Annotated in this window: 27 protein-coding genes; 15 read left to right on the top strand and 12 right to left on the bottom strand. The window is 63.0% G+C overall.

The genetic code is table 11. The features are described from left to right. From VKV28_11145 to mraZ, 9 genes are all read right to left on the bottom strand, one after another. Nucleotides 1-483, bottom strand: a 483-nt coding sequence (locus VKV28_11145) for a UDP-N-acetylglucosamine--N-acetylmuramyl-(pentapeptide) pyrophosphoryl-undecaprenol N-acetylglucosamine transferase (protein ID HLH77351.1), incomplete at its 3' end; no start/stop codon positions are given. A 2-nt stretch (nucleotides 484-485) separates the two neighbouring features. Next, the gene (gene ftsW, locus VKV28_11140; GenBank protein HLH77350.1) at nucleotides 486-1,625 is read right to left on the bottom strand and encodes a putative lipid II flippase FtsW; all 1,140 of its coding nucleotides are present in this window, start codon (nucleotides 1,623-1,625) and stop codon (nucleotides 486-488) included. Beyond that, nucleotides 1,588-2,916: a UDP-N-acetylmuramoyl-L-alanine--D-glutamate ligase gene (gene murD / locus VKV28_11135; protein HLH77349.1), complete on the bottom strand. Its 1,329-nt coding sequence runs from the start codon at nucleotides 2,914-2,916 to the stop codon at nucleotides 1,588-1,590. Before murD ends, ftsW begins: the two co-directional genes overlap by 38 nt. A gap of 1 nt (nucleotide 2,917) precedes the next feature. Beyond that, nucleotides 2,918-4,012 carry a phospho-N-acetylmuramoyl-pentapeptide-transferase gene (gene mraY, locus VKV28_11130; GenBank protein ID HLH77348.1) on the bottom strand — a complete coding sequence of 365 codons (1,095 nt, stop codon included), beginning with the start codon at nucleotides 4,010-4,012 and terminating at the stop codon, nucleotides 2,918-2,920. Nucleotides 4,013-4,329: 317 nt separating this feature from the next. Continuing rightward, complete coding sequence (locus VKV28_11125; protein ID HLH77347.1) at nucleotides 4,330-5,835, bottom strand: UDP-N-acetylmuramoyl-L-alanyl-D-glutamate--2,6-diaminopimelate ligase; 1,506 nt, start codon at nucleotides 5,833-5,835, stop codon at nucleotides 4,330-4,332. Continuing rightward, the gene (locus tag VKV28_11120) at nucleotides 5,832-7,871 is read right to left on the bottom strand and encodes a penicillin-binding protein (protein ID HLH77346.1); all 2,040 of its coding nucleotides are present in this window, start codon (nucleotides 7,869-7,871) and stop codon (nucleotides 5,832-5,834) included. The genes VKV28_11125 and VKV28_11120 overlap by 4 nt, the downstream gene beginning before the upstream one ends. After that, nucleotides 7,868-8,173 carry a hypothetical protein gene (locus tag VKV28_11115; protein ID HLH77345.1) on the bottom strand — a complete coding sequence of 102 codons (306 nt, stop codon included), beginning with the start codon at nucleotides 8,171-8,173 and terminating at the stop codon, nucleotides 7,868-7,870. Before VKV28_11115 ends, VKV28_11120 begins: the two co-directional genes overlap by 4 nt. Before the next feature lie 23 nt (nucleotides 8,174-8,196). Beyond that, nucleotides 8,197-9,123 carry a 16S rRNA (cytosine(1402)-N(4))-methyltransferase RsmH gene (gene rsmH / locus VKV28_11110; GenBank protein HLH77344.1) on the bottom strand — a complete coding sequence of 309 codons (927 nt, stop codon included), beginning with the start codon at nucleotides 9,121-9,123 and terminating at the stop codon, nucleotides 8,197-8,199. Nucleotides 9,124-9,128: 5 nt separating this feature from the next. Next, nucleotides 9,129-9,578 (bottom strand): division/cell wall cluster transcriptional repressor MraZ, encoded by a 450-nt coding sequence (mraZ, locus tag VKV28_11105; protein HLH77343.1) that lies wholly within the window; start codon nucleotides 9,576-9,578, stop codon nucleotides 9,129-9,131. Between the two features lie 239 nt (nucleotides 9,579-9,817). On the opposite strand from mraZ, the gene VKV28_11100 reads away from it, so the two are divergent. Further along, nucleotides 9,818-10,066: a hypothetical protein gene (locus tag VKV28_11100; protein ID HLH77342.1), complete on the top strand. Its 249-nt coding sequence runs from the start codon at nucleotides 9,818-9,820 to the stop codon at nucleotides 10,064-10,066. A gap of 134 nt (nucleotides 10,067-10,200) precedes the next feature. On the opposite strand, the gene VKV28_11095 is transcribed toward VKV28_11100, so the two are convergent. After that, nucleotides 10,201-12,030, bottom strand: coding sequence for a hypothetical protein (locus VKV28_11095; GenBank protein HLH77341.1), 1,830 nt, complete (start codon nucleotides 12,028-12,030; stop codon nucleotides 10,201-10,203). Nucleotides 12,031-12,189: 159 nt separating this feature from the next. On the opposite strand from VKV28_11095, the gene VKV28_11090 reads away from it, so the two are divergent. The 6 genes from VKV28_11090 to VKV28_11065 all read left to right on the top strand — a co-directional run bounded on the left by VKV28_11090 (nucleotide 12,190) and on the right by VKV28_11065 (nucleotide 19,667). Then, nucleotides 12,190-13,251: an Mrp/NBP35 family ATP-binding protein gene (locus VKV28_11090; protein HLH77340.1), complete on the top strand. Its 1,062-nt coding sequence runs from the start codon at nucleotides 12,190-12,192 to the stop codon at nucleotides 13,249-13,251. A 161-nt stretch (nucleotides 13,252-13,412) separates the two neighbouring features. After that, entirely contained in the window at nucleotides 13,413-14,117 is a 705-nt protein-coding gene (locus tag VKV28_11085) for a ribonuclease H-like domain-containing protein (protein HLH77339.1), read from the top strand. After that, complete coding sequence (locus tag VKV28_11080; protein HLH77338.1) at nucleotides 14,118-14,882, top strand: glycosyltransferase family 2 protein; 765 nt, start codon at nucleotides 14,118-14,120, stop codon at nucleotides 14,880-14,882. A gap of 56 nt (nucleotides 14,883-14,938) precedes the next feature. Then, nucleotides 14,939-16,726 (top strand): ABC transporter ATP-binding protein, encoded by a 1,788-nt coding sequence (locus VKV28_11075; protein ID HLH77337.1) that lies wholly within the window; start codon nucleotides 14,939-14,941, stop codon nucleotides 16,724-16,726. Continuing rightward, complete coding sequence (locus VKV28_11070) at nucleotides 16,726-18,573, top strand: ABC transporter ATP-binding protein (GenBank protein ID HLH77336.1); 1,848 nt, start codon at nucleotides 16,726-16,728, stop codon at nucleotides 18,571-18,573. Before VKV28_11075 ends, VKV28_11070 begins: the two co-directional genes overlap by 1 nt. Then, a complete protein-coding gene (locus VKV28_11065) occupies nucleotides 18,570-19,667 on the top strand; it encodes an aminopeptidase (protein HLH77335.1) in 1,098 nt (365 codons plus the stop codon). Before VKV28_11070 ends, VKV28_11065 begins: the two co-directional genes overlap by 4 nt. Here VKV28_11065 and VKV28_11060 read toward each other — a convergent pair. Both VKV28_11060 and VKV28_11055 read right to left on the bottom strand, forming a co-directional pair. Then, nucleotides 19,657-20,277, bottom strand: coding sequence for an FkbM family methyltransferase (locus VKV28_11060; protein ID HLH77334.1), 621 nt, complete (start codon nucleotides 20,275-20,277; stop codon nucleotides 19,657-19,659). The genes VKV28_11065 and VKV28_11060 overlap by 11 nt on opposite strands. Nucleotides 20,278-20,674: 397 nt before the next feature. Beyond that, nucleotides 20,675-20,821, bottom strand: a complete 147-nt coding sequence (locus VKV28_11055; GenBank protein HLH77333.1) for a hypothetical protein — start codon at nucleotides 20,819-20,821, stop codon at nucleotides 20,675-20,677. Between the two features lie 44 nt (nucleotides 20,822-20,865). Between VKV28_11055 and VKV28_11050 the strand changes: the two genes are divergently transcribed. From VKV28_11050 to VKV28_11015, 8 genes are read left to right on the top strand one after another with little or no spacing between them, the layout of a single operon-like run. Next, entirely contained in the window at nucleotides 20,866-21,300 is a 435-nt protein-coding gene (locus VKV28_11050) for a hypothetical protein (protein ID HLH77332.1), read from the top strand. Nucleotides 21,301-21,302: 2 nt separating this feature from the next. Continuing rightward, a complete protein-coding gene (locus VKV28_11045; GenBank protein ID HLH77331.1) occupies nucleotides 21,303-22,877 on the top strand; it encodes a class I SAM-dependent DNA methyltransferase in 1,575 nt (524 codons plus the stop codon). Beyond that, nucleotides 22,867-23,151, top strand: a complete 285-nt coding sequence (locus tag VKV28_11040) for a DUF4258 domain-containing protein (protein ID HLH77330.1) — start codon at nucleotides 22,867-22,869, stop codon at nucleotides 23,149-23,151. Before VKV28_11045 ends, VKV28_11040 begins: the two co-directional genes overlap by 11 nt. Further along, complete coding sequence (locus VKV28_11035; protein ID HLH77329.1) at nucleotides 23,151-23,375, top strand: type II toxin-antitoxin system MqsA family antitoxin; 225 nt, start codon at nucleotides 23,151-23,153, stop codon at nucleotides 23,373-23,375. Before VKV28_11040 ends, VKV28_11035 begins: the two co-directional genes overlap by 1 nt. Beyond that, nucleotides 23,372-24,712: a restriction endonuclease subunit S gene (locus VKV28_11030; protein HLH77328.1), complete on the top strand. Its 1,341-nt coding sequence runs from the start codon at nucleotides 23,372-23,374 to the stop codon at nucleotides 24,710-24,712. The genes VKV28_11035 and VKV28_11030 overlap by 4 nt, the downstream gene beginning before the upstream one ends. Then, nucleotides 24,712-25,161, top strand: coding sequence for a hypothetical protein (locus VKV28_11025; GenBank protein ID HLH77327.1), 450 nt, complete (start codon nucleotides 24,712-24,714; stop codon nucleotides 25,159-25,161). The genes VKV28_11030 and VKV28_11025 overlap by 1 nt, the downstream gene beginning before the upstream one ends. Continuing rightward, nucleotides 25,158-25,922, top strand: a complete 765-nt coding sequence (locus VKV28_11020; protein HLH77326.1) for a DUF1829 domain-containing protein — start codon at nucleotides 25,158-25,160, stop codon at nucleotides 25,920-25,922. The genes VKV28_11025 and VKV28_11020 overlap by 4 nt, the downstream gene beginning before the upstream one ends. Further along, on the top strand, nucleotides 25,919-26,521 hold the full coding sequence (locus tag VKV28_11015) for a hypothetical protein (GenBank protein HLH77325.1): 603 nt from the start codon (nucleotides 25,919-25,921) through the stop codon (nucleotides 26,519-26,521). Before VKV28_11020 ends, VKV28_11015 begins: the two co-directional genes overlap by 4 nt. Nucleotides 26,522-26,525 lie beyond the last annotated feature (4 nt).

The raw sequence follows: 26,525 nt of genomic DNA, 5'->3' as shown, positions 1-26,525 counted from the left end.
GGGATTGCCGGTTACCTCCACCCGCCCCCGCGGCAGCATCGCTAAGCTCTCCGGGAAGGCCACGCAAATGCGCGCGGCAAAGCGCGCCAGCAGCCGATTGGTCAGCCCGGGTCTGGTGTTCTGCTCCATCAGCACTAGCGGAATGCCCAAGCTGCGCGCCGCCAGCCCCGCCGGCATCGAGGCATAACCACCCACCCCCACCACCAAAGCGGGTTTGAACCGTTTGAGCAGACGGCGAGCGGCCAGCGTGGCGCGGCTCAATTTTCCAAGCGCGCGCAGCCGCTGGCCTAAGCTGCGGCCGGCGATTCCCGCTCCCGGCAACAGTCGATAGGGAAAGCCGCCGCGAGCCAGAAACTGCTCGTCCAGGGGAGTCTGGGTACCAATGAAAAGCAGCTCGCACTCGGGACGCATCCGTTGAAGTTGCGCACCCAAAGCCAGAGCCGGAGACAGATGACCGCCGGTGCCGCCGCCTGAAATCACCATCCTCATTCGACCCCAGGCCTGCGCCCCAGCGCTAACAGAATTCCGAGCGCCGCCATCGACACCACCATCGAGGTACCACCGTAGCTTAAAAAGGGCAGCGGCAAGCCTTTCGTGGGCACCAGCCCGGTCACCACCGCCATGTTGACGAAGGCTTGCAGCGAAATCAGGCTGGTCAGACCCACCGCCAACAGGCTGCCGAAGGGATCGGACTCCAAGCGTGCCAGGCGTAAGCCGCGCACCATGATGATCAGGAACAGCGCGAGCACCACGAAAACTCCCGCACAGCCAAATTCCTCGCCCACTACCGCGAAGACGAAATCGGTGTGGGCCTGCGGCAGATAAAACATCTTCTGCCGGCTGGCGCCCAAGCCCACACCCCAGCTCCCGCCAGCACCAAAGGCGATCAGCGATTGAGTCAATTGAAAGCCTGCGCCGCGGGCGGTACGCCAGGGATCGATGAAGGCGGTCAGCCGACGCATCCGATAGGCCTTATGGGCGGCCTGGAATGCGATCGCACAAAGCGCGCCGGCACCGGCGATGGCGAGATGGCGGGGCCGCGCCTCGGCCACGAACAGCATCGTGAACAACAGCAGCACCAACATCACAGCGCCGCCAAAATCGGGTTGTTTGAGCAGGAGCAGGGCGAGCACGCCGACGATCGCGAAGGGCGCGATCAAAGCTCGCGGCGAGCTGGCAAGCTGAACCTGGCGCGGGGCCAAGTAGTCCGCCAGGAAAAACACCGTAGCCAACTTGAGCAGCTCAGAGGGCTCGATCAGGAAGGCGCCCAGATGCAGCCATCGCCGCGCGCCCCCACGCGCCACGCCCAGGCCGGGAACCCACACCGCCAACAGCAGGGCCACCGCAACGACCATCAGCGGTAAGGCCAGACGCTTTAAACCGCGCAGGGAGAGTTCGCCCAAGGCCGTCATCACAGTTGCGCCCATGGCCAGATTGAGCAACTGGCGCTTGAAGAAATAAAACGGCCCCCCATGCCGTTCCAAGCCCAGAAAATAGGTCGTATTGAGAACCATCAGCAGGCCCAGCACAATCAGGGCCGCGGCCGGCATCCACAGCCACGGATCGGGCCGCTCCTGCGTCAGGTTGTCAAAGCGCCTCAGCCAACTCTTTAAACCTACGTCCACGCTCAGCATAGTTGCGAAATTGGTCAAAACTCGAACACGCCGGGGAGAGCAAAATAGTATCCCCGGCACGGGCAAGCGACCAGGCACAATGCATCGCCTGTTCCAGATCGCTACGGACTTCACAGCGGGTGCTCCCGCTCAGCTCGCGATTCATCTTCTCGCGGGCCGCCCCAAACAAAATCAACGCCTTGGCGCGCTCTGCCAGCAGCGGCCGCAAGGGTGCGTAATCTCCCCCCTTGTCGATCCCGCCCGCCAACACGATCAGGGGCGGAGCCAAGGCCGCCAGCGCCTCCACCACCGCTCCCACGTTGGTGGCTTTGGAATCGTCCACGAATTTAATCCCATCCTTCTCCAGCACTAGCTCCAGCCGATGGGGCAAGCCATGAAATTGCGCCAGGGCCCGTTCGATCGGCGCCGCTTCCAGTCCCGCTGCCAGCGCCGCCCCGGCCGCCGCCATCGCATTAAAGAGCTGATGGCGCCCGGGCCAGCGCGTATGGTCAAATCGCAACACGCCATGGCGGTTTTCATCCAACCCGTATTCGATCCCGCCCTTAGTCGGCCACACACCGTAGCCTTGGGTCGGCCGCTGCATCCCGACTCCCAGCACACGCGCACGCAGACTTGAGGCCAAAGCCCACACCGCCGGATCATCGCGATTGAGCACCGCCCAGTCCTCGGCGCGCTGGCGCGCAAACAGCCTGGCCTTGGTCGCGCCGTATTCCTGAAGATCGCCATAGCGGTCCAGATGATCTTCGCTGAGATTCAAGTAGACCCCTACCCGCGGACGCAGTTGGTCGACCCATTCGAGCTGAAAACTGGAAATCTCCACCACCGTCGCATCCCAATCTCCATCCACTGCCGCGATCAGCGGCGTGCCCAGATTGCCGCCGACGAAAGGCTTGCGCCCGGCGGCAGCGAAAATCTCGCCCACCAGGGTGGTCACCGTGCTCTTGCCGTTGGTTCCGGTAATCCCCACTCCCAGCTCGGGTAATAGGCGGGCCGCTAACTCTACCTCGCTTACGATCAAGCGCCCGCGCCGTACCGCTTCCTGCAGCAGCCGATTGGTGCGCGGCACCCCAGGACTGGGCACCACCAATTCGACCCCGTCCAACCAATGCATCTGCTCGGGGCCGCGATGGAGCACCACACCGGGCGGCAATTGTTCGTTCTCCTGGTCCATTCGCTGCTCGGCGACCACCACCCGCGCGCCGCGCGCGGCCAGAAAAGTAGCCAGTGCGCGGCCGGTCACCCCCCATCCGATTACCATCACGCGCTGTCCTCGCAGCTCCATTTCAGCGCAGCTTCAGCGTGCTCAAGGCAACCAGCGCACACACGATCGAGATGATCCAAAACCGCACTACCACTACGGTTTCCGGCCATCCCGCAAGCTCGAAATGATGATGAAGCGGGGCCATGCGGAAGACCCGCCGATGGGTCATCTTGTAGTAGTAACGTTGGATGATGGTGGAAGCCGCCTCGACCACGAACACCCCGCCGGCAATCACCAGTACCAGTTCCTGCTTGGCCAGAATCGCCACCGTGCCCAGCGCCGCGCCTAGCGCCAAGGCGCCCACGTCGCCCATCATCATCGAGGCCGGATAGGCATTGAACCACAAAAAACCCATCGAGGCCGCGATCAAAGCGCCGCAAAAGATTGCCAGCTCGGCGACATGCGCGATGTGAGGAATCTCCAGATACTCGGCGAACTTGGCGTTGCCCGCGGCATAGGTGAAGACCCAGTAGCAAAACGCCACTGTCATCACCGGTCCGATCGCCAGCCCGTCCAGGCCGTCAGTCAAATTGACCGCGTTGGAGGCGCCGACAATCACAACCGCCGCAAAGGGGATATAAAACCAGCCCAGATTGGGGCGCAGGTTCTTAAAGAATGGCATGGTCAGATGCGTGTCGAAGCGCAGCACCCCGAAGATCACCACGGCCGCCGCCAGCGCGCATCCGCTTTGCAAAAGTAGCTTTTGCGGTCCCGACAAACCTTTGCCCCGCCCACGGTAGAGCTTGAGCATGTCATCGGTCAGGCCAATTGCGCCAAAAGCGACGGTGACCGCGATCGCAATCCAAACATAGGGGTCGCGCAAGTCAGCCAGCAACAGGGTAGCGAGCACGGTGGCGGCTAGAATCAACAGGCCGCCCATGGTGGGGGTACCAGCCTTCTTTTGATGGCTGGTGGGAACTTCGTCGCGGATAGTCTGGCCGATATGCGCCTGACGAAAATGGGCGATCAACACCGGGCCCAAGGCCAGCGACAGCGCCAGTGAAGTAAGCCCGGCCATGACCGAGCGAAAGGTCACATAGCGCAATACGTTGAGCGCCGGATGGTGGCCGTGAAGAGATAATAGCGTGATGTAGAGCATCAATTGCGATCCGTCCACCTAACCTACTCCGCCCCACCCGAACAGCGCTACGCTCCTTGGTCAGCAGGGTATTGAGAAACCGATTTTACCCCACCACCGGGTGCCGCTGGTTCTCAACCGGCCGCCAAACCATGGCTGTCGGCCGTCAGGCCGTCGCGCGCGAAACCGGCCGGACCTCCCCACGACATCGGAGTGCGCGCGACCGAAGCAGCCTGAGGCCTTAACCACCGCACCGTTATCCCCTGCACCAGCTTGCAGGCTGCCGGCCGCGCGCACTCCACGCTTCACCACCACCCCACCCCTTCCCCCTCTACCTCCACACCACCCCATCACCCTTACGCCAGGTTGGCCTGGCGCTGGGCAAGCAGTTCCCTGACCACCGCGCGGTCGTCGAAGGGCAGCTTGGTGTGTCCCACCAGCTGATAGTTTTCATGCCCTTTGCCCGCGATCACCAGGATGTCGCCCGGCTGCAGATATGTCAGCCCCAAGGCGATCGCCGCGCGTCGGTCGGGTTCGACCAGGTAGTCGGCACCCGCGCCCGCGTGAACGACGTGACGGCGTCCAGCAGCGCGCAAGCCCACCTCCACTTGGGCAATAATCGCGTGCGGATCCTCGCTGCGCGGATTGTCGGAGGTCAGAATCGGCAAATCCGCCAGGCGAGCCGCAATTTCGCCCATCAGCGGCCGTTTGCCACGATCGCGATCGCCGCCGCAGCCGAAGACGCATAGCAAACGGCGCGGCGCCAAGGCGCGTAAGGCTTGCAGCACCGCGCTCAAAGCGTCGGGCTTGTGGGCGTAATCGACCACCACCAGCGCCCCCTGCGAGCGCGCCACGACCTCCATGCGGCCGGGGGCCCCTGGGCATCGCCGCACCCCCTGCACCACGGCCTCATCCTTGATGCCCAGGGCCACCGACATTGCCACCGCGCCCAGGATATTGAGCAGGTTGAATTGCCCTAGCAGCGGCGAACTTATCGCCAAGCTCCGGCCTGGCACTTGAATCACGGCCTCGATCCCCTGCGCGCTCAGCTTGGCTTGCAACGGATAGACATCCGCCGGCGGGCTCAGCGCAAAGCTCAGCTTGCGCCCCGGCGCCAGCGCCAACACCCTCTCCCCCCATGGGTCCAGCGGCGCGACCACGATCGGATCGGACCGGTGACTGGCTCTCAGAAGCTCGAACAGATGCAGCTTGGCAGCGAAGTAATCCTCAAGACTGGCATGATAGTCGAGATGATCGCGCCCCAGGTTGGTGAACAGCGCGGCGCGAAAATCTAGCTCTTCGGCTCGCCCTTCGCTAAGCCCGATCGAGGAAATTTCGGCCGCTACCCGGCTGACCCCCTGCGCTCGCATCTGGGCCAGCGCGGCCTCCAGATCGATCGCCTCGGGGGTGGTCAGGGCGGTGTCGATTCGACCCTCTGGAGTCGTAATACCCAAGGTGCCAATCACCCCGATGCGCTCGCCGGCGGCCGCGCCGATCGAGGCCAGCAGGTAGGTCGAAGTGGTCTTGCCACTAGTCCCGGTCACTCCGATCAGATCCAAGTCGCGGCTGGGCCAGTTGAAAAACCGGGCCGCCACTGCCGCCATCAGGCGGCGCACCCCGGCGCATTCCACCAGGGTTGCCGCGGGACGCGCGCCCACCTCGCTCCGCTCCCACACCAGCGCGCGCGCCCCACGGCGCAAGGCTTGTTGGCTATACTCCAAAACCTGGCGTTGGTCGCGCGCCAGGGCAAAAAAGAGATCCCCCGCGACCGCTCGCCGCGAATCGTGGCTCAGGCCGGTAATCTCGACGTCAGGGCCGCGAATTTCGCAGGGCAGCCCGGCGACCAGCTCGGACAGACTCATGACGCACGCCCCCGGCGGCCCTCGTGTCGGCGCGCCACCGTGCGCGTGGCCAGCGGGGCGAATGGCGCCAGCGTCAATTTGACCGGGCCATCGGGCACCTGGCCGGCCGCGGGCTCCTGAGCGATCACATAACCGCTGCCATCGATCGTCAGGTTGAGGCCGCTAGCGCCCGCCAGACGCAGCGCACCGCGCAATGCCAGACCGCTGAAATCGGGAACTCGGCCGCTGCCGCGCACGCGGGCCAGCACCGGCGTGGCGGGCTCCAGGCCGACGGGCTCATCACGCTCCAAATCGGCCGCCAAATCGGTCACCGGCAGAACACTGGCATCACTGTAGTCGGGCCGGCTGGAAGCAACGTTGAGATGGCTGAGCGCGGCCTGCGCGATTGCGCCAAAGACCGGCGCAGCCACCGCACCCCCGAAATGACCATGTCCTACGTCCTCGAGCACCACCAGGATCACCAGGCGAGGATTATCGGCCGGAGCGAAACCGACGAAGGAGGCGACCAGGCGGCTCTGGAAATAGCGACCGGTGGCGGGATCGACCATCTGCGCAGTGCCGGTTTTACCCGCCACCAGATAATCGGCTAGTTGCGCGCGGCGGCCAGTGCCCTCCTGTCCCTCGACCACATTACGCAACAGCAGATTCATGGTGTGCGCGACCTGAGGCGAAATCACCCGCGCCAAGGGCTGCGGATTGTGAATGAACAGCGCGCGCCCACCGGCGTCATAAACGCCCTTGACCACATAGGGGCGCATCTGCACCCCGCCGTTGGCGATCGCGCCGTAAGCACTGGCCAATTGCAGCGCGGTCACCGCAATCCCCTGGCCAAAGCCATGATCAGCAAGCTCGATCTCGCGCCAGCCCCCCGGCGCGCGCACGATCCCGCCCGACTCGCCCGGCAGGTCGATCCCAGTGGGCCGGCCGAAGCCAAAAGCGCGCAAGCCGTGATAATAGCGCTGGGCGCCCAGAGTGAGCGCGATTTTGGCCGCGCCGATATTGGACGACACCTCTAAAATCCCGCCCAAATTGAGCCATTGATGGCGGCTGTCGTCATGAATCACGTGGCCGCCTACGCTCCATAGCCCATTTTCGCAGTAAAACTGCCGGTTGGGATCGAGCACTCGATCCTCCAGCGCGATCGCCCCCAGGATCCCCTTAATCGTCGAGCCAGGCTCGAAGACGTCTTGCACCGCGGGATTATGCAAGCGCAAAGCGTTCACTACACCCGCCTGCTGACCGGCCTGCGCCGTGGCCATCGCCAGCACTTCGCCAGTGAAAGGGTCGAGCACCAGAGCGATCCCGCGGCGGGCACCGGCAAGCGCCACTTCCTGGCTAAGCTCGCTTTCGGCACGGGCCTGAATCTGCGCGTCAATGGTGAGCACCAGCCGCGCGCCTGGTGCCGGTTGGCGCAGCGCCAGCGGGCTGTCCAGGATCGCATGCCCCAGCGCGTCGCGGTCCTCGACCAGCGCCACCGGATCCCCGCGCAGCACGCGGTCGAAGCGCAATTCCAACCCGGAGAGCCCCTGCCCGTCACCACCCGCCAGCCCCACCACGCTCGCGGCCAGGTTGCTCTCCGGGTAATAGCGCCGGTACTCGGGCAGCGCGCCCACTCCCGGCAAACCCAACGCCGTAATCCGCTCTGACTGTGCCGCAGGAATGCGGCGGGCAAGCCAGATGAAACGGGCCGGGTGATGCAAGCGCGCAGCAAGTTGCTCCCCGCTCAGCCCCAGGGCCCGAGCCAATTGCGCCAGGTCGGCCGGTGAAGCCGCGCTCAGCAATCGAGCGGGCCGGGCGTAAATCGAAAAGGCCTGGGCCGAGAGCGCCAGCGGCGCGCCGAAGCGATCGACGATCGGGCCGCGCGGGGCGGTCAGGGTGACCGCTTCGCGATGCTCGCTGCGGGCCAGCGAGCTTAATTGAGAACCATCCAGCGCCACCAACAGGACCACGCGCGCGCCGATCAGTGCAAACAGGCCCGCCAGCGCCAGGGTCAACATCCCCACCCGTAAACGGCGACGTTCAAAACCCGCGTTCACGGTACCACCACCACCTGCCCCGGAGCTGGCGGGACAAGCCGATACTTGATTGCCAAGGCGCGTAGGCGCTCGGGCGCGGTCAATTGCGCCAAGCGCAGCCGCAGGTTGCGGTTGCGTTCCTGGATGGCGACCTGCTCGGAACGCAGGGCGGACAAGCGATAACCCTCGCGCATCACCGCTAGCCGTACCATCAGGGTAACAAAGCCCACCGCCACCACCATCACCACCAACAGCGCCTGGAGCAGACGATGTGGCGGACGGGCGGGTTTGATCAGGCGCTGCCTTGATCCCGGCTTAGGCATCCCGATGCACCCCCCGAGCCTGGCTACGAGCCTTCATGTAGGCGCTCCAAGCAGCGCAAACGGGCGCTACGAGAGCGCGAATTGCGCTCGACCTCCTCCTGTTGCGGCCGCATCACCCTGCGCGAGAGTTCGCGATAGCCGGCCTCTCGCGCCAGCTGATGGAAACGGCCCTTGACCAACCGATCCTCCAGCGAATGGTAGGCAATCACCACCAAGCGTCCACCGGGCGCCAAACAGTCCGGTGCCGCGGCCAGAAACTGCGCCAGCGCCTCCAGTTCGCGGTTGACCGCAATGCGCAGGGCCTGAAAGGTGCGAGTCGCGGGATGGACCCCGCCGCGCCTCCGCCCGCCTAATACTCCCTCGATCAGCAAGCGCAATTCACCGGTGCTCTCCAGTGGCCGCCGTCGGCGCGTCTCCACAATCGCATGCGCAATACGGCGCGCAGCCCGCTCTTCGCCTAACTCGAATATGATTCGAGCCAATTCCGCTTCGCTCTCCTCGTTGACCAAATCGCAGGCGCGCAGCGGGCTGCTTTCGTCCATTCGCATGTCCAGTGGCCCGTCATGCATGAAGCTCAGGCCGCGGGTGGGATCGTCCAACGCAAAACTGCTCAGCCCCAAATCGGCCACAATCAGGTCGGCCAGCGCAAACCCGCTGTGCGCCACAGCTTGGGCGATGGCGGCAAAATTGCCGTGGCGCAGCGTAACTCGCGCGCCAAAGGACTTCAGACGAATAGCAGCCAACGCTAGCGCTTGCCGGTCCCAATCCAGCCCCAGCAAGCTGGCATGAGGATTGCGTTCCAGCAGCGCCAGCGCATGCCCTCCCGTGCCCAGCGTGGCATCCACCACGCGTCGCGCGCCCGCTGGCATCAAGCTAAGCACCTCTGCCGCCATCACCGGCTCGTGAATCCGTGGCGCGCGGCTGCCTTCGCTGTGGGCTGCTTCGTTCATAGCAATTAAAACCCTAGACTCTTCAAGAACTCAGGATCGCTGAAACTGCGCTCCGCTACGCTTAAAACTCGGCCCAGAGTCCCCTTGTCCCACAGCTGGAAATGATCAGTCATCGCCGAAAAGGTGACATCGCGATCCAGCCCTGCAAACTCTCGCAACTTAGGCGGAATCAGGATCCGCCCGTGTCCATCGACCTGAACCTCGTGCGCACCACCGATAAAAAAGGTTTGGAAAAGCTGCGTATTGCGCTCGAAACTGGCCTTCTGCTTGATTCGACCCACCAGCCGCTCCCATTCGCCGGGCGGATACAGCACCAAGCAACGCTCGCCCTCGGAAATAAAGTTGGTGATATAGAGGCGGTCGAGCTGGTCGCGTTGCAGGACTTCGCGAAAGCGAGCGGGAATGCTCACCCGTCCTTTCGGATCGATCGAATGGTCGAATCGACCGCTAAACACCGCATCGTCCCTCGATGGGCCACACAATCCCACTTTATCCCACCCACTGTCAAGACTGCCGGCTTGACAAATTGCTCAGTCTATGCACTTTCGCCTATCTTACGCCTAAGATCCAAGGCCGCTCGGTTGTGGCAAGCAGCCGGAAGGATATGCCGGGAAAGCAGCGGGACACGACAAACGTTGAGTATCTGCGGCCAAGAGCTTGTGTCAGTGCCAATGAGCATTTAGGCTGTGGAGCAATGTCACCATCGGAAATACCGGCAAGCGAGCCCAACGCGCCACGCCCGCTGGAAGTAGAGCAACTGCCTAGGGGCGATTATTTTCGTCAAATCATGCACGGAATCGGGATCAGCTCAGGGTTGGCACTATTGTGGGTGATGGAGACATTCCGCGATCTGTTCTTTCGCCTGCTCGACCGGCTGCACATACCCGCCCGCAAGCATCGCCGCGGTGTTGCTTTTCCGCCCGGGCCGCAGCGCTCGCGTTAAGCCGGCTCAACGGTTATCGCAAATAGTGTGCGCCGGCTCCTGATTCTGTGGGCACAGCCCTGCGTCTGGGTAAGTAACTTTGACGCGCGGAGTTGATTGGAAGACTTCTGTTGCTTGATCAGGCACCCGCCCAGCTATTTGGTTTGGACCAGTTCGCGCTGCATCCGATTAAGCCAAATCTGATGGAAACGCTCGAGGTCGAAGGCCCCCCAGGTACCTTTGATATCGGCATGAATCGCACGCACGAGCCCCAGGGCCGCGCTTAGTCGCGCGATTGCCGCTTCGCCGCGCGCGCGGTCCGCGGTGTGCAGCGCGCACAGGAATTCGGCCAAGCCCTGGAGCGTGGTCGCGCCGTAATCCCATAGCTGGGCCTCGGCCACCATCAGTGGATCTCCGTTTGACGAAATCGCCAGCGCGCGGGCGCGGCGCAACGCCATCGCCGCCGCTTCCAACTCGCGCCGCTTCGTCTCGCGCTGCTGCGCCGGCACATAGGGGCGCATCACGTCGCCATAATCGAGTGTCAGGCGAGTCGCATTCTCGACTTCGGCATAGGCCTGCGCGGCCCGTGGGGCACATAACCCATGCCGCTCGCCCGCGGCCCGTGCCAGGAGCTGGGTCGAGGGCGCTTCGAGATCGGCCGACAGCTCGGCGAAGGCGATTAGGTTGGCGGGATAGGCAAACACGCTGAAGGCACCGAAGGTCAGGCACGAGATGCTGCGAATACCCAGGGCCCGGTAGGCGCGTAAGTCGCGGGCGATCGTCCGTGGCATCGCTACGCTCAGTCCGCCGAACAGGATGGCGTCGGCATAGTACTCGAAGACGTGGCAGCGGCCGGCGAAGATATCCAGGTAGCGGCGCAAAGCCTCGAAATAGCGAGCGTTGCGCTGGCAGTCGCGATCGTCGATCGCGTGCCGATAGCAACGCTCGCGCGGGGCCCATTCTAGCCACACGTTGTCGGGGGGATTGAGCCCTGGGACCGGCTCCAAAGTGTCGTGATAGCCCAGGTATGCGACCTCTACCGGCGCCGCGGCCTGAGCGATCGCCGTGACCGCGCGCATGTACTGGATTTGCGGCGCCAACTCGCGGCACTGCGCGCATTCGCACCACGCCCCCGCGAAAACGTCGGCGCCCCAGATGTGCAGACGGCGAATATCGGGATGCGGCCGCAAGTACTCGCGCGCATTTGTCCCGATCAGTTCCAGCGCGCGCGGTTGAGAGACACACAGATTGCCCCGCGGATTGCGGGTCGCGTCGGCCGCCTGGGGAAAAAGCTGCGGACAGTGCGCGAAAAGTTCGCGCGGCAACAATTGCTGTAGGATATGGCCGCCATACTCGATCTGCACGCCCCAGCGCTCCATCAAAGGCTCCAGTTCTTCGATCCGGTAGCGGCTATCGACGGCGTGGCGAATGTAAAAGAAGGCGTTGATTCCGCACCGCGCCATCCAGGGAATGAACTCGCGATCGTCAGCCAAATGGGCCTGCAAACGGTCGGCCTGGGCATAATGCCAAGTCATGATGTCGGAAACCAGCGCGCGCCGGTTGAATGGCGGGGCCCAGCGCACCGCGCCAACCTCACGCAGGGCCGGGGGTAGGCACTCATCGGCGGCGGACGTGGCTATGGATGGAAAGCGCGGCGCGCCGCCCAAGGGGAAGCTCGCTCCCAGCCGGCGCAGCAGTGCGCACACCGCATCCAGTAATTGACGCGGCCCAGCACCAACCAGCCACAGCGTCTGGCCCGCGACTTCAATCGCATACCCATCAGCAGGCGCCCGTGGGGCGTTTGCTTCGGGCCGCGTCCCTATCGCCAGCGTTGACGCATCAATTGGCGCGACCTCGCGTCGTGGCGCCCAACCCAGCATCAAAGCCAAGCCTTGGGCCAGTTCATCCGCGGCGTGGTTTTGCACCACTCCGGCATCCTCGGGCACGAGGATCGCCACGGGACTGCGCTGCTCCGTTTTTGTCATCGCCCTCGTACCGTATCTACTGGCCTAGCTTGAGCGTGGTTAGCTTCCTTGGCAATCGACTCTCAGGCTGACTGGTACATCGCGCCACGGTTTCGCGCTCCTAGGCGCGAATGATACCATTTACTGAGTTCTGCCACTTTCCCATTGACGCGAAGGATAATGCCCAGCCCACAGGAAATCTTAACTCGCCTGAAGTCAGTCAAATTCCCCGGCTTCGAGCGCGATATCGTTTCTTTCAACCTCATCAAGGACATCGAGGTCAGCTCCGCCGGGGTAGTCGTCTCGATGGGCCCGATTTCCCGTAATCCCGAGCTGGCCCAAGCAGTCGCCCTGACGGTCAAGCGCACGGTCGAAGCGATGGACGGCACAGGTCAGGTTCGAGTGGAGGTTGAAAGCGCCAAGCCGCCGCCGCCCAGCCGCGAGGAAGCGATGGCCTCGCGTCGCGGCGTGCCCGGGGTGAGCCACGTCATCGCGGTTGCCAGCGGCAAGGGTGGGGTGGGCAAATCGACCGTGGCGGTCAACTTGGCCCTGGCACTGGCCGGGATGGGCTTGCGCATCGGCCTGATGGACGCCGACGTGTACGGCCCCAGCGCCGCGATGATGCTGGGTGCCGACGCGGTTGAGGTCGACGCTCAGCGTCGGATCATTCCCCTGCAGCGTTATGGGATTCGCTACATCTCAATGGCGCTGTTCGTAGGCGACCAGGCGCCGGTCATTTGGCGCGGCCCGATGGTGACCAAGCTTGAGACCGAGTTCCTGTTCAACGTGGAGTGGGGCGAGCTGGATTGCCTGGTGCTTGACCTGCCCCCCGGCACCGGCGACGCCCAGCTTACGATCACTCAGCGCGTGGCGCTCGATGGTGGAGTAATCGTGACCACGCCACAGGAAGTCGCGCTGCTCGACGTACGCCGTGGCGTGACGATGTTCAACGAAGTCCAGACCCCAGTCTTGGGCATCATCGAAAACATGAGCTATTACCTGTGCGGCAAATGCGGCCATCGCCATCAGCTTTTCGGCTCCGGCGGCGGCGCGCGGATGGCCGCGGAACTCAATCTGCCCTTGCTCGGCGAGCTACCACTGGTGCCCGCGCTGCGCGAGGGCTCGGATTTGGCACGCCCGCTGGTAGCCAGCAATCCTGGCCATCCTATCAGCCAAGAGTTCCGCGCCATTGCCGAGCAGGTCTGGCAGCGCATTAACAACGCCCCGACGCCTCAGCATTAGGCGCTGTCGCATGGGCCCGAGTCACTTGCAGACACACGAAGGTTGGCGGCGGTCGCGCGCCGGCAGCCTTTTGCCTGGGCGGCGCTTCTTTCTGCCCGCTGCTCGAATCTGCGCCGTTAGGCACATCGGCTTACCTGCTTGAGCTCCATTGGACATTAGCCATGCGTTTTGCCGTCTTGGATATCGAAACCCGTATCGATAAGACCTTGCTCAAGGCGGTCTTCGGAGCTGACGCGGCCAATGAAGACCAAGCTTACGTCCAGATGCGCGATCAGCTCGGCAACGGTTTTTTTCCGATCTCGCTGCACGTCCCGATCGCGATCGGATGGGGTGAGGTCAACGCTGACCATGTCCTGGAATCGGTCACCTGCCTGGCCGAGGCGGGCAGTGAAGAAGCGATGGTGCGTGAGTTCTGGCATCGCGCCGAGCGCACCGGTGACCTCCTGGTGACCTTCAACGGGACACGCTTCGACCTGCCGGTGCTCGAACTACAAGCCTTACGCTGGGGCCTCAGCGCGCCCCGCCATTTCGCCCAGCGCCGGGGCGATCAACCCCGCCACCTGGACTTGCTGGATTTCCTTACCAATGGCGGTGCGGTGGGGCTGCGGGGCGGACTGGATTTGGCGCTCAAGCTCATCGGTCTGCCGGGGAAGGGGACGGTGGATGGCGGTCAAGTTCAAAGTCTTTACGAGGCTGGCCGGATGGTCGAGATCCGCCAGTACTGTCTGCGCGATGTCATCCAGACCTATTTTCTTTTCCTGCGGGTGGAGCTGATGCGGGGCCATCTCGACCACTCCCAATATCAGCGTGCGTTGGCTTTGTCCTCCCATTTTCTGGCCCAACTCGATCCGGTGGAGGCTCGATAAGTGGCGAGGTCGGAGCAGGCGATAAGCCTGATCGTCACTTCGTTCAACAACGAGCGGTTAATCGGCCAGTGCTTGGCCAGCGCCAGCTTTTGCGCGGAGCGCATCGTGGTCGATTCACTCTCCACCGATCGCACCGCGGAACTGGCTCAAGCCGCCGGAGCGCGCGTGTTCAAGCGGCCCTGGGCGGGTTACGTCGCGCAAAAGCAATTCGCCTTGGAACAAGCCACCCAGCCGTGGGTCCTGCTGCTGGATTCCGACGAACAGGCTACTTTTGCCTTGGGTCAAGAGATCGCCACGACCTTGGCCGCCGGCGCCACGGCCGACGGCTATCGCATCCATCGCATCCTGTATCATTTGGGTCATTACTTCACCGGCCGACTCTATCCGGATTGGCCGATCCGGCTATTTCGGCGCGACCGCGCGCATATCGGGGGCGTCGATCCGCACGATCGGGTCGAAGTCGCGGGCAGAGTGGCCCGCCTGCGCGCGCCCATCCTGCATTTCAGCTACGTCGACGTGGCCGATCACGTGGCTTCGATCAACCGCCTAACTTCGCGCGCGGCCCAGCAGGGTCGCCCCGGCGCACTGACCAGCGTGCGGATGCTGACCCATCCGCTGTGGCGCTTTTTCAACTTTTACTTTTTACGCGGAGGGATCGGGGGTGGCGGGCGAGGCCTATACGCTTCGATGGCCGCAGCGTTTTACGTCTTCCTCAAATACGCCAAGCTCTACGAGCGGCGGCTGGCGACTCGCCGCGGCCGCTAGCCCTGATTGCTCCAGTGACTTCCTTGACCGGGCAAACCTGCTAACTTAGCCCCACCATGAGGCGCTTGCTCGGCTATTTGCGCCGGTTCTGGCTGCGCTACGCCATTGGCATGCTTTGCACCTTCGGCACCGCGACGCTGGCGATGGCGGTGCCCACCCTGCTTCGTTCCGGGATCAACGCGATCCAGGCCGGCCATTACGAGCGCCTGCCCAAAGTCGCCCTGCTGATCGGTCTGGCCGCGGCCACGATGGGGGTGGTGCGCTGGTTTTCGCGCTTCATGATTTTCAACGCCGGGCGCGATATCGAGTACGAAATCCGCAAGGATCTCTTCACACGGCTACTGTGGCTGGGACCGCAATTCTTCGAGCGCTTTCAAACCGGCGACCTGATGTCGCGCATGATCAACGACATCAACGCCCTGCGCATGATGGTCGGGATGGGGCTGCTCAGCGCGGTCAACGCCCCGCTTTATTACATCTACGCCTTGATCCTGATGGTCTCGATCAACCCTCGCCTGACTGCGGCCTCGATTACCCCCTACCTGATCATGTTTGCGATCGTACGCCGGATAAGCCGCTCGCTGATGGTGCGCAATCTCCAGGTTCAGGAGGGCTTGGGGCGGATCGGCGCCAAGGTGCAGGAGAGCCTGGCCGGAATCCATGTGATCAAGGCCTATTGCGTGGAAGAGCACGAGGCCGCGCGCTTCCGCCGCATCAACCAGGAATACAACGAGCAGGGGCTGGCTCTGGCCCGGCTGCGCGGCATAATGGCGCCGCTGGTGCGCCTGGCCGCAGCCAGCTCGTCGATGATCGTGCTGATCTACGGCGGCTCGCAGGTCATCGCCCATCGCATGTCACTAGGCGACCTGGTCGCTTTCATGGGTTATTTGGCACAACTGGCCTGGCCCACGATGTCGCTCAGCTATCTCATCAATATCTACCAGCGCGGGCGCGCTTCGCTGGCCCGCCTCGACCAGATTTTCGATGCGCCCCTGCCGTGGGCAGTGACCGCCCTGAGCGACGGCCGAATCAACTCAGCCCAAGTCGAGCCCGAGGAGAGGATCGAAATCAGGGGGGCGTTGGAATGGCGCAACATCTCCTTCAGCTATTTTGCGTGGCTGGGTAACGGCAAGGGCGGGCAGGCCTATGCCTTGCGCGATATCAACGTTGCGGTGCCCGCCGGCAGCAAGCTTGCAATCGTGGGCCGCACCGGAGCGGGCAAAAGCACCATGATCAAGCTGCTGACGCGAATGCTGGAACCGACCCAGGGCGAAGTGCTGATCGACGGCCGCGATATTCGCGAGTTGCCGCTGAATCGGCTACGCCGAGTGGTCGGCGTAGTGCCGCAGGAGGCCAACTTGTTCTCCCAGACCATCGCCTACAACGTCGCCTTCGGGCGTATCGAGGCCGGACCCGAGACCTTGTCACAGGCAGTCGACGTCGCCGGCCTGCGCAGCGATCTGAATGCGATGCCACGTGGGCTGCAGACCATCGTGGGCGAGCGCGGGATGGCGCTCTCGGGTGGCCAGAAACAGCGCGTGACTATCGCCCGCGCGCTGGTTTACGACACACCCATCCTGGTCCTCGACGACGCTCTGGCCAGCGTCGATACCGAAACCGAGCGCAACGTCCTGCACAATCTGGCCGCCGCCCCCGGCCGCCATCGCACCACTGTCGTAGTCTCTCATCGCGCCTCCACGGTGCGCGACGCCGATTTGATCATCGTGCTGGAGCAGGGTCGGATCGCCGAGCGCGGCACACACCAAAGTCTGATGGAGCAAGGTGGAATATACGCCGAGTTGTTCCGGCGCCAGTTGCTGGAGGAGGAGTTGGCCGCCTACTGATGGAAGAGTTGGAACAAACCCCGCTAGAGGCTCACGACTGGCGCTTGCTGGGCTGGATTCTGCGCTTCGTGCGCCCATACCGCGGGGCCTTCATATGGTCTTTGCTGCTGATGCCGGTCAACACCATGATGAGTTTGTCCCAGCCCTACCTGGTCAAGCTCACCGTCGACCTGTTCCTGGCGCGTCGGCCCGGGGCCCATGCTCCGGCCTGGCTGGCGCGCCTGCTAGCGGCGGCCGGCCCCGGCCATGGCCTGCTGGTGATGGGTGGAATTTACAGCCTGCTGCTGACCGGCGATTTTTTGAGCTTCTATGGCCAATTTTACCTGACCATGATGGTCGCTCAGTATAGCCTGTCCGATCTGCGTCTAGCGCTATTTGAGCACGTCCAGCGGCTGCCGATGACCTTTTTCGACCACAACCCGGTGGGCCGTCTGGTTAGTCGCATGACCACCGATATCGACGCTATCAACGAGATGTTCGCCTCGGGCTCGCTGACCCTGCTGATGGATCTGCTGACCCTGAGCGGCATTGCGGTTATCATGTTTACTTTGAGCCGCCACCTGGCGTTGTGGGCGATGGTGGCGATCGGGCCGCTCAGCCTAATCCTGCGTTTCTTTCAGGTACGCGCCCGCCACGTCTATCGCGATATCCGCGAGCGCTTGGCCGCGCTCAATTCCTATCTGTCCGAGGCGATTGGCGGGATGGCGATCGTTCAGCTTTTTACCCGCCAGGCGGAGACCGGGCGTGAATTCGACCAGCTCAACCTCAAAAGTCGCAATGCCCAAATGACCGCCAACGTTTACGAAGCCGGGCTGTTCGCCACCATCGAAGCGGTCAGCTCGATTACTATCGGGCTTATCCTGTGGAAGGGTGGCGGCGAGGCGATGCATCGGCTAATCGGCCTGGGCACCCTGATCGCTTTTTTCGAGTACGCCCAGAAGTTCTTTCTCCCCCTGCGCGATGTCTCCTCCAAATACACCGTGTTGCAATCGGCTCTGGTCGCTGCCGAGCGACTGGAGCTGCTGATGCGTGAGCCGGTGACCATCGCCTCGCCCTCCCGCCCGCGAACGCCGGCGCAGCGCCGGGGATTTATCGAGTTCGACCGCGTACGCTTCGCCTATCGGCCCGGCGAAGAGGTGCTCAAGGGCCTCAGCTTCACGATCGAGCCTGGATGCAAGGTGGCAATCGTCGGGGCCACCGGCGCGGGCAAGACCACGATCATCAAGCTGCTCAACCGCTTCTATGACGTGACCGGCGGGCGCATCTTGGTTGACGGCGTGGACGTGCGCGAATGGGAGCTGCATGCCTTGCGCCGCACCATTGGGCTGGTTCAGCAGGATGTGCAGATGTTCTCGGGCACCATTTTGGACAACCTGCGCCTGGGGCGCGAGGAGCTCGATGAGGCCGCGGTGCGCCAGGCCTTGCGCCGAGCCCAGGCACTGGATTTCGTCGAGGCCCTGCCCGAGCAATTGGCCCAACCGCTGCGCGAGCGCGGCTCCAACCTCTCCGCCGGCCAGCGCCAATTGCTCTCCTTCGCCCGCGCCCTGGTCTACAACCCCACAGTGCTGGTGATGGACGAGGCTACCTCCAGCGTTGACAGCGAAACCGAACGACGCATCCAGATTGCCCTGGATGCGCTGCTGCGAGGGCGCACCGCCCTGATCATCGCCCATCGCTTGTCCACCATCGAGCGTGCCGATCGCATCATGGTGATGAGCCACGGCGAGCTGCGTGAGAGTGGCAGTCACGAGGAACTGCTGGCTCGCCGCGGCCTTTACTACCGGCTGTTCGAATTGCAGTACTCGCGCGCGCTCGATCTCCAGCGCGCTAGCGGGCTGAATCGGTGAGCGCACGCCCGCGCGCGATCGCCCTCCTGCTCGCCGCGCTCGCAATGGCGGGTGCGCTGGGCGGCTGCGAGGTGCCCTACCTGATGCACGGCGCATACGAAGAGGTCCGTCTGCTGTGGAAGCGCCGGCCCATCGAGCAGGTGCTGGAGCTGCCCGATCTGCCGCCCGACATCCGCGCCAAACTCAAACTGGTGCTGGCGGTGCGCGATTTCGCCCGCGATAATCTGGGGCTCAATGTCGGCGGGGCTTATTCCAGTGTGGTGCCAGTGGACAAATCCGCCGTGACCTGGGTCTTGATGGCGGCGCCGCCGGACCAGCTCGTGCCCCATACCTGGTATTTCCCGATTGTGGGCGACGTGCCCTACAAGGGCTTCTTCTCGCGTCACGCGGCGCAGGCCGCGGCCGCCGATTTGCAAGAGCAGGGGCTGGATACCTTCGTACGCTCGGCGGTGGCCTTTTCCAGCCTGGGCTGGTTCGATGACCCGCTGCTGTCCAACCTGCTGGGACTGGACCAGGTGGTGCTAGCCGGCGTGATTATCCACGAGCTGTTTCATCGCACCTACTATCTGGCCGGCGACGCGATGTTCGACGAGTCAGCGGCGAGCTGGATCGGTAACGCCGGCGCGGTGCGCTTTTTCGAACTCACCCAGGGGCCTAACTCGCCGCAGGCGGTTGCCGCGCGGGCGGTGCTGCAAAGCGATCTGACCTTTGCCGCTTTCCTCAAACAGGAAGTCGCTCGTCTTCTTCTTCTGTACGCCAGCAAACTGCCGCGGGCCCAAATGCTGCGTCGGCGTAAGCTGCTCTTTGCCAGCATCCAGGCCGACTACGCTCGCCTGCGCCCCCAGCTCTCGGGACTGGAGCGTTTCGACCTCGATCGCCAGCCGCTCAACAACGCGGTGATAATCAACTACCGAATCTACTTTCATCGGCTGGACGCCTTTGACGCGCTTAACCATGCGCATGAGGGCGACTTGCGGGCCACCATCGCCAGTATCATCGCGTTGGCCAAGGCCCATCCCGACCATCCCTTCGAGGCGATCAGCCAGGCCGTGTCGGCCGCTCCTCGCTCCGCTGCCACCGCGGCTATCCGCTGACTCCGTCGCACTCCTGGGGCAGACTCGCAAGCGCGATCTCTTCGGGCACGGCGTAGATCTCATCGCTCTGAATCCAATCGCTCTGGCTTCCGAACAAGTCGTAAAGCTTGTAACACGCGCGCCGCAGAAGCGCGGCGCAATTCTGGCGCTCCCCTTCGCTATGCAGCGCGATAAATATGATTGGCCGACTTGACGCCAGTAGCCGTGACGCGCCCTGAAGCACTTGGGACTCGGCCCCTTCCACGTCCATTTTGATGAGGTTGGGAGCCGGCAGTTCAAGCTGGTCCAAAGCGACCTGCGGCAGGAGCAACTCCCGGCAGGTTGGATCGACTCGGTTTTGGGAGCTGCTCGGGGCCCGGGTGGTAAATCCGGTCAAACCGCCGCCGGCCCCTACCGCGGCCTGGATGACAGTGACATTGCGAATTTCGTTGAGCCTCAGATGGTCGGCCAGATGTACGACGTTGGCCGCACACGGCTCGAAGGCCCAAACCGCGCCCGCCGGCCCCACCAGCTTAGAGAAAAGCAGCGAGTAGAAGCCGACATGCGCGCCGATATCATAAACGTTCCAGCCGGATTGGATGAAAGTGCCAAGCGCCCGCTGCTTAACCAACTCATAAGTGCCCAGCCAACAACCGTGCTCCGAACTGCCGCAAACCCACCTGCAACCCCTGGCCGGACCGCGCCGGATCTTCATGACCGTCGCCGGCGGAATGCACCGAAGCGCTGTCCGCAGGATTCGGCCCAACGGTGAACTGTTTTGGATGGCCGACCAATTCATTCGAACCTGATCCTTTCGCGCTCGCAGTCTAAGCCCGAATCAGTACTAAAGGTCTGTAAGACATTGCCGGCACGCTCACCCGGCAAATCTTTGGCGCTCTCAGGCAGTCAAAACGTTGCTTGTGGTCGAGCGCACGGCGACCACGGCGCCCTGTCACAACCGGTCTGCGTAAAATCCCGCCTCCGTCCGAGCCAGATGCTGCCCTGGGCGGCGAACCAGCAAATGCGGCTCAGGCCGAGAGGCGGAGCTGGCAGGCCAGCGCGGAGAACGGCTCGGGCAGCGGCGCCTGCCGGGCCTCAGTCCAGCTGGTCTCCAAGCGGTAGAGGTCGCGCACCGGCGCATAGGAAAGGTGGACTACCACCTCGTCGTAATCCATTACCCCCTGTACGCCGGGTCTGAGCGTGTGCTATCGCATGCCACATGGAGTTAACGTTTTATTTCCCGTCGAACTCCGCGATTCTTTTCGATGACGACCGGAATCGAGCGCTTGACGCTGTACCGGCGCTCCTTGAGCGTCTCGAGCTTCGCGGCGCTCGGGTGCGGCGCATCGATTCCCTGAAGCTCAGCGCCGAGCAGCGCTTCGAGGAATATACCCGAGCCACCATTCCGGCCATCTACAAGAAGTACGAAGTCAAAAGAGTGTTCGGAACGAATCGCCACTCCGCGTGCTGGTTCGGCGTGCAGGTTCCCGCCCTCGTGGTGAAACCGACGCCGGACGCGGTCGGCGACACCTACCCTCGTCGCGAGGCAGGAAACAGGATCGTGACGATTCACGAATTCCTTAGCGCCGCCGTCGCGAGCGCCGACGACGACCACACCCGCCACCGTGGCGCGCCAACAGAGGCGGAGAGCTGAGCATGGCGCGGCCAGCGAAATCACGTACCAACGGCCGCAACGGCAATAACGGAGCGACGCTCGGCTTCGAGCAGACCCTGTGGCAGGCGGCCGACAAGCTGCGCAACAACCTGGACGCGGCCGAGTACAAGCACGTCGTGCTCGGCCTGATCTTTCTCAAATACATCTCCGACGCGTTCGAGGAAAAGCACGCCGCGCTGGTGGCCCAGCAGGCCCAGGGCGCCGATCCCGAAGACCCCGACGAATACCGCGCCGAGAACGTCTTCTGGGTTCCGAAGGAGGCGCGATGGTCTCATCTTCGCGCCAATGCCAAGCAGCCGGCCATCGGCAAGCTGATCGACGACGCGATGGTCGCGATCGAGCGCGACAACCCCTCACTCAAGGGCGTCCTGCCCAAGGAGTACAACCGCCCCGCCCTCGACAAGCAGCGGCTCGGCGAACTTATCGATCTCATCGGCGCCATCAGCATGGGCGACGCCGAGCATCGCTCAAAGGACATCCTCGGCCGCGTCTACGAATACTTCCTCGGCCAGTTTGCCAGCGCCGAGGGCAAGAAGGGCGGCCAGTTCTACACCCCGCGATGCGTCGTGCGCCTGATTGTCGAGATGATCGAGCCCTTCAAGGGGCGTGTCTACGACCCATGCTGCGGATCGAGCGGGATGTTCGTCCAGAGCGAGGCGTTCATCCGCGAGCATGGCGGGAAGCTTGGCGACATCGCGATCTACGGGCAGGAGTCCAACCCCACCACGTGGCGGCTCGCCAAGATGAACCTCGCGATTCGCGGCATCGACGCCAACCTCGGCCCCGAGCACGCCGACAGTTTCCATCGCGACCTGCATAAGGACTTGAAGGCCGATTTCGTGATGGCCAATCCGCCCTTCAACATGAGCGACTGGGGCGGCGAGCGCCTGCGCGAGGACGTGCGATGGAAGTACGGCGCGCCGCCCGCCGGCAACGCCAACTTCGCCTGGGTGCAGCACATCATCCATCACCTGGCGCCCAACGGCGTTGCCGGCTTCGTGCTGGCCAACGGCAGCATGTCGTCCAACACCTCCGGCGAAGGCGAGATTCGCAGGCGGATTATCGAGGCCGACCTGGTCGATTGCATGGTGGCGCTTCCGGCGCAGCTCTTCTACGCGACCCAGATTCCTGCCTGCCTGTGGTTTCTCGCGCGCAACAAGCGTGACCCGCGCCTGCGCGACCGGCGCGGCGAGACGCTCTTTATCGACGCGCGCAAGATGGGCGTGCTGATCGACCGGGTCCATCGCGAACTCACCAACGAGGAGATCGCGCGCATCGCCGCGACCTACCATGCCTGGCGCGGCGAGAAAGGCGCGGGCGAGTACAAGGACGTTGCGGGCTTCTGCAAGAGCGCGACGACCGAGGAGATCGCCGGCCACGGCCACGTGCTGACGCCGGGGCGCTACGTCGGCGCGGAGGCGGTCGAGGATGACGGCGAGCCGTTCGACGAAAAGATGCGCCGGCTGGTGGGCACGCTTGCCGGGCAGATGGCCGAGGGGCGCAAGCTTGAGGAGGCGATCCGCAAAAACCTGAAGGCGCTCGGGTATGGACTGTAGCGCCGTCCGCTTTACGCGCCACGCCTTCGAGCGGATGTTCGAGCGCTCGGTCGCGCCTGAAGCCGTGATACGGATTATAAGGGAGGGGGAGATAATCGCGTCGTATCCTGACGATCAGCCGTACCCAAGCGTGCTCATCCTGGGCTTCGAGCGCGGCGAGCCGCTTCACCTGGTCGTGGCGCGCGACCCGGCGAGCGGAATTTGTTTCGTGGTGACGGTCTATCGTCCCGACCCGAGCCTTTGGAGCGAGGATTTCAAAACGCGGAGAAGCTGATGAAGTGCGTAATCTGCAAGACCGGTGAGACCCGGCCGGGAGTCGTCACGGTGACGCTGGCTCGCGGAGAAACGACCGTGCTGGTCAAGGGCACGCCGGCGGATGTCTGCCAGAACTGCGGCGAATACTATCTCGATGATGCGGTCGCGGCGAAAGTGTATGCGAAAGCGCAGGAAGCGGCTGATCGGCACGCGGAAGTCGAGATTCTGCGGTATGCAGCATGAAGGCTGACGGTCAGAGCCGGCCTGCTGCGATCGCTTGGATCAGACTCGGAGAGGTGACGGAAATGTTATCGGGCGGGACACCGTCGAAGGCCCGCTCGGACTACTGGAGCGGGGACATTCCTTGGGTCTCAGCCAAAGATATGAAGCAGCGCCGCCTTGTTGACGCGGAGGACCACATTACCACTTCCGGTCTTGCAAATGGGTCAAAACTTGCGCCCGCCAACGCCACCCTGATCTTAGTTCGCGGAATGACGTTGCTGGACGACATTCCCATCTGCTCGCTCAGTCGCGAAGTGGCCTTCAACCAAGACGTTAAGGCCATCGTTCCCAAGCGCGTTATCGAGCCCCGCTACCTTACATATGCGCTGCTTGCAGCAAAGCCACAATTGCTTTCGATGGTCCAAGAAGCCGGACACGGCACTGGAACCCTGCCCACAGACCGGCTAAAGAACCTCGAAATCCCGTTGCCCACAAAATCGGAGCAATGCGCAGTCACGGAGATACTCGGCGGGCTGGATGACAAGATCGAGCTGAACCGGCGGATGAACGAGACGCTGGAGGCGATGGCGCGCGCGATCTTCAAGTCGTGGTTCGTCGATTTCGAGCCGGTCCGCGCCAAGATCGACGGCCGATGGCGCCGCGGCCAATCGCTCCCCGGCCTCCCCGCCGACCTCTACGACCTCTTCCCCGACTCCTTCGAGGACTCGGAACTGGGCGGGATTCCGAAGGACTGGGGCACGACCCGGCTAAGCGATGCTTTCGAGATTAATCCGCCGCGTTCGTTGTCTGCGGGCGCAGTGTCGCCCTACCTCGACATGGCGAATATGCCTACGAACTCGCCTCGCCCACTCGGACGGGTCGATCGCGCCTTCACCTCCGGAATGAAGTTCATAAACGGCGATACGCTCGTTGCCCGCATCACGCCCTGTCTGGAAAACGGCAAGACGGCGTTTGTTGATTTTTTGGAGGATGGTCAGGTTGGCTGGGGTTCCACGGAATATATTGTCCTCAGGAGCAAGCCCCCGCTGCCGTTGGAGTTTAGCTACTTTCTCGCGAGAAGCTACGATTTCCGAGCGCATGCAATCGCGAACATGAGCGGGACGTCCGGGCGCCAGCGCGTGCCGGTCTCATGTTTCGACAGCTATCTTGTGGTCGTACCCCTGGCACCCATTGCTGAATCGTTTGGCCGCCTCGTACAGCCAATCATGACCGTCATTAAACACCACGACGAAGAATCGCGCACACTTGCGGAAATGCGCGACAGGCTGTTGCCGAAGCTCATCTCAGGCAAGCTTCGCGTGAGGGAGGCTGGACAACTGGTCAAAGAGGCCGTCTGATGGTGGAACTCATCCTCACACAAGGCGAGGCGGATGGGTTGATTGCGATGCGGAAGCGCCGCATTGATGACCGCATTTGGCAGTATCCTGGATTGGGCGGCTCAGTGACGGTCCCGCTTGAATCGATCGACGGCCGCGAGGATTTCCTTCTGGACGTGCATCGGGCGCGAATCGACCTGCTTAAGGGAACCTACCAGAACCGAGCGCGCCACGTCGTCGTGCTGGTTCGGCTTGACTTCGGTGGAAAACCTCATCGCAATCCTGACGGCGAGGAGGTCGCGTCGCCACACCTACACATCTACAGGGAAGGCTTCGGCGACAAGTGGGCCTATCCGTTATCGGCGGACCGTTTCCCGAATGTCCTGGATGCGTGGCTGACCCTTCACGATTTCATGCAGTTCTGCAACATTGTCGAGCAGCCGACTTTCAGCCGGGGGCTGTTTGCATGACGGACGAAATCCAGCATCTGGTCGATCAATACATCGCGTGGCTGAAGGATAAGACCGCCCTGCGCCAGGTGAAGGATTGGGTCGAGATCACGACCCCGTATCTCGACCGGCACAACGACTACCTGCAGATCTACGCGAAGCGCGAGAATGGAGCCTACCTGCTGACCGATGGCGGCGAGACGATTGAGGACCTGCGCCTGTCCGGCTGCAACCTCGACAGCCCCCGCCGGCAGGACCTGCTTCGAACAACGCTGAACGGTTTCGGCGTGAGGCTCAACAATGACAACCTTGAGGTTCACGCCCCGCCCGACCACTTTCCACTGCGCAAGCATAATCTCGTTCAGGCGATGCTCGCGGTGAACGATCTGTTTTACGTCGCATCGCCACTCGTGAAGAGCCTGTTCTACGAGGACGTGGTGGCGTGGCTTGAAGCCCAGCAGATTCGCTACATCCCGAACGTCAAATTCACCGGCAAGAGCGGCTACGACCATCTGTTCGATTTTGCGATTCCCAAGTCGCCTAGCCAGCCAGAGCGAATTGTTCAGGCGGTCAGCCGCCCGCGCCGCGACACGGCCGTTGCGCTTGCGTTTGCGTGGCATGACACGCGCGAGGTGCGGCCGCCGGCATCGCGAGCCTATGCGCTGCTCAACGACTCTGAGCATCCGATACCCGCCGAGGTTTTCGAGGCGTTGCGCAACTATGAGGTCAACCCGGTGCCGTGGAGCCATCGTGAAGACGTTCGTGAGGAGTTGGCCGCGTGACATCAAGCCATCTCCTAGATGGCCTGATCGGCGCTTTCGTTGGCGCGGCCCTCAGCGCGGGAGCAGTCTTGTTCGCGCAGTGGCGCCAGCACGTCAAGGAAAGAACAGCCGCTGTGCGCGCACTTTTGGTCGAGATGATGCGCAACGCGACAGTCGCCTTGAAAGTGTCAGAAACGGCAGAGCGATGCTCCAACGCTCGCCACGCGCCGCCGAGCGTGGCTTCGTCGTCACCGAACCTCTCAAAGATGGAGAAGCTGTTCCTCAAAGATTACAGCGACCGCACGTGGTCAGAGCAACTCCCGCTGCTGGCCGATCGATTTGATTGGACGACTCTGAAAGCATGCAGGGAGGCATATTCGTATGCTTCGACGTACTTTTACTCAATCGCCGAGGATGCCGCCGTTTTCGATTCGTTGACCGGCGCGTTTGCTACTGCAACGCGCAAATTCACAACAGCGATCGAACGCGCTCGAGACTCGCACAAATGGATTCATGGGAAGCTCCTTCGTCGTGCCGAACAGCGGGAGTTCGAGAGCGAGCTTGAGAACTTAACCAAACGCGCTCAGGAGCGCCTTAAGCAATGTGGGCTCGCGCAATGATGGA

The sequence above is a fragment of the Candidatus Binataceae bacterium genome (assembly GCA_035294265.1).
GTDB lineage: Bacteria > Desulfobacterota > Binatia > Binatales > Binataceae > DATGLK01.
Note: the sequence above shows the minus strand (reverse complement) of the source record. Positions and strands in the feature narration are given on the sequence as shown.

Excerpts from the sequence above, each read along its gene's own strand:
- VKV28_11100 (HLH77342.1), top strand. The coding sequence starts at position 9,818 with ATGTCACCATCGGAAATACCGGCAAGCGAGCCCAACGCGCCACGCCCG.
- VKV28_11030 (HLH77328.1), top strand. The coding sequence starts at position 23,372 with ATGAAGGCTGACGGTCAGAGCCGGCCTGCTGCGATCGCTTGGATCAGA.
- VKV28_11085 (HLH77339.1), top strand. The coding sequence starts at position 13,413 with ATGCGTTTTGCCGTCTTGGATATCGAAACCCGTATCGATAAGACCTTG.
- VKV28_11075 (HLH77337.1), top strand. The coding sequence starts at position 14,939 with ATGAGGCGCTTGCTCGGCTATTTGCGCCGGTTCTGGCTGCGCTACGCC.
- VKV28_11045 (HLH77331.1), top strand. The coding sequence starts at position 21,303 with ATGGCGCGGCCAGCGAAATCACGTACCAACGGCCGCAACGGCAATAAC.
- VKV28_11095 (HLH77341.1), bottom strand. The coding sequence starts at position 12,030 with ATGACAAAAACGGAGCAGCGCAGTCCCGTGGCGATCCTCGTGCCCGAG.
- VKV28_11050 (HLH77332.1), top strand. The coding sequence starts at position 20,866 with ATGGAGTTAACGTTTTATTTCCCGTCGAACTCCGCGATTCTTTTCGAT.
- VKV28_11040 (HLH77330.1), top strand. The coding sequence starts at position 22,867 with ATGGACTGTAGCGCCGTCCGCTTTACGCGCCACGCCTTCGAGCGGATG.
- VKV28_11090 (HLH77340.1), top strand. The coding sequence starts at position 12,190 with ATGCCCAGCCCACAGGAAATCTTAACTCGCCTGAAGTCAGTCAAATTC.
- VKV28_11115 (HLH77345.1), bottom strand. The coding sequence starts at position 8,173 with ATGCCTAAGCCGGGATCAAGGCAGCGCCTGATCAAACCCGCCCGTCCG.
- murD (HLH77349.1), bottom strand. The coding sequence starts at position 2,916 with ATGGAGCTGCGAGGACAGCGCGTGATGGTAATCGGATGGGGGGTGACC.
- VKV28_11070 (HLH77336.1), top strand. The coding sequence starts at position 16,726 with ATGGAAGAGTTGGAACAAACCCCGCTAGAGGCTCACGACTGGCGCTTG.
- rsmH (HLH77344.1), bottom strand. The coding sequence starts at position 9,123 with ATGAACGAAGCAGCCCACAGCGAAGGCAGCCGCGCGCCACGGATTCAC.
- VKV28_11025 (HLH77327.1), top strand. The coding sequence starts at position 24,712 with ATGGTGGAACTCATCCTCACACAAGGCGAGGCGGATGGGTTGATTGCG.
- VKV28_11020 (HLH77326.1), top strand. The coding sequence starts at position 25,158 with ATGACGGACGAAATCCAGCATCTGGTCGATCAATACATCGCGTGGCTG.
- VKV28_11055 (HLH77333.1), bottom strand. The coding sequence starts at position 20,821 with ATGGATTACGACGAGGTGGTAGTCCACCTTTCCTATGCGCCGGTGCGC.
- VKV28_11035 (HLH77329.1), top strand. The coding sequence starts at position 23,151 with ATGAAGTGCGTAATCTGCAAGACCGGTGAGACCCGGCCGGGAGTCGTC.
- VKV28_11125 (HLH77347.1), bottom strand. The coding sequence starts at position 5,835 with ATGAGTCTGTCCGAGCTGGTCGCCGGGCTGCCCTGCGAAATTCGCGGC.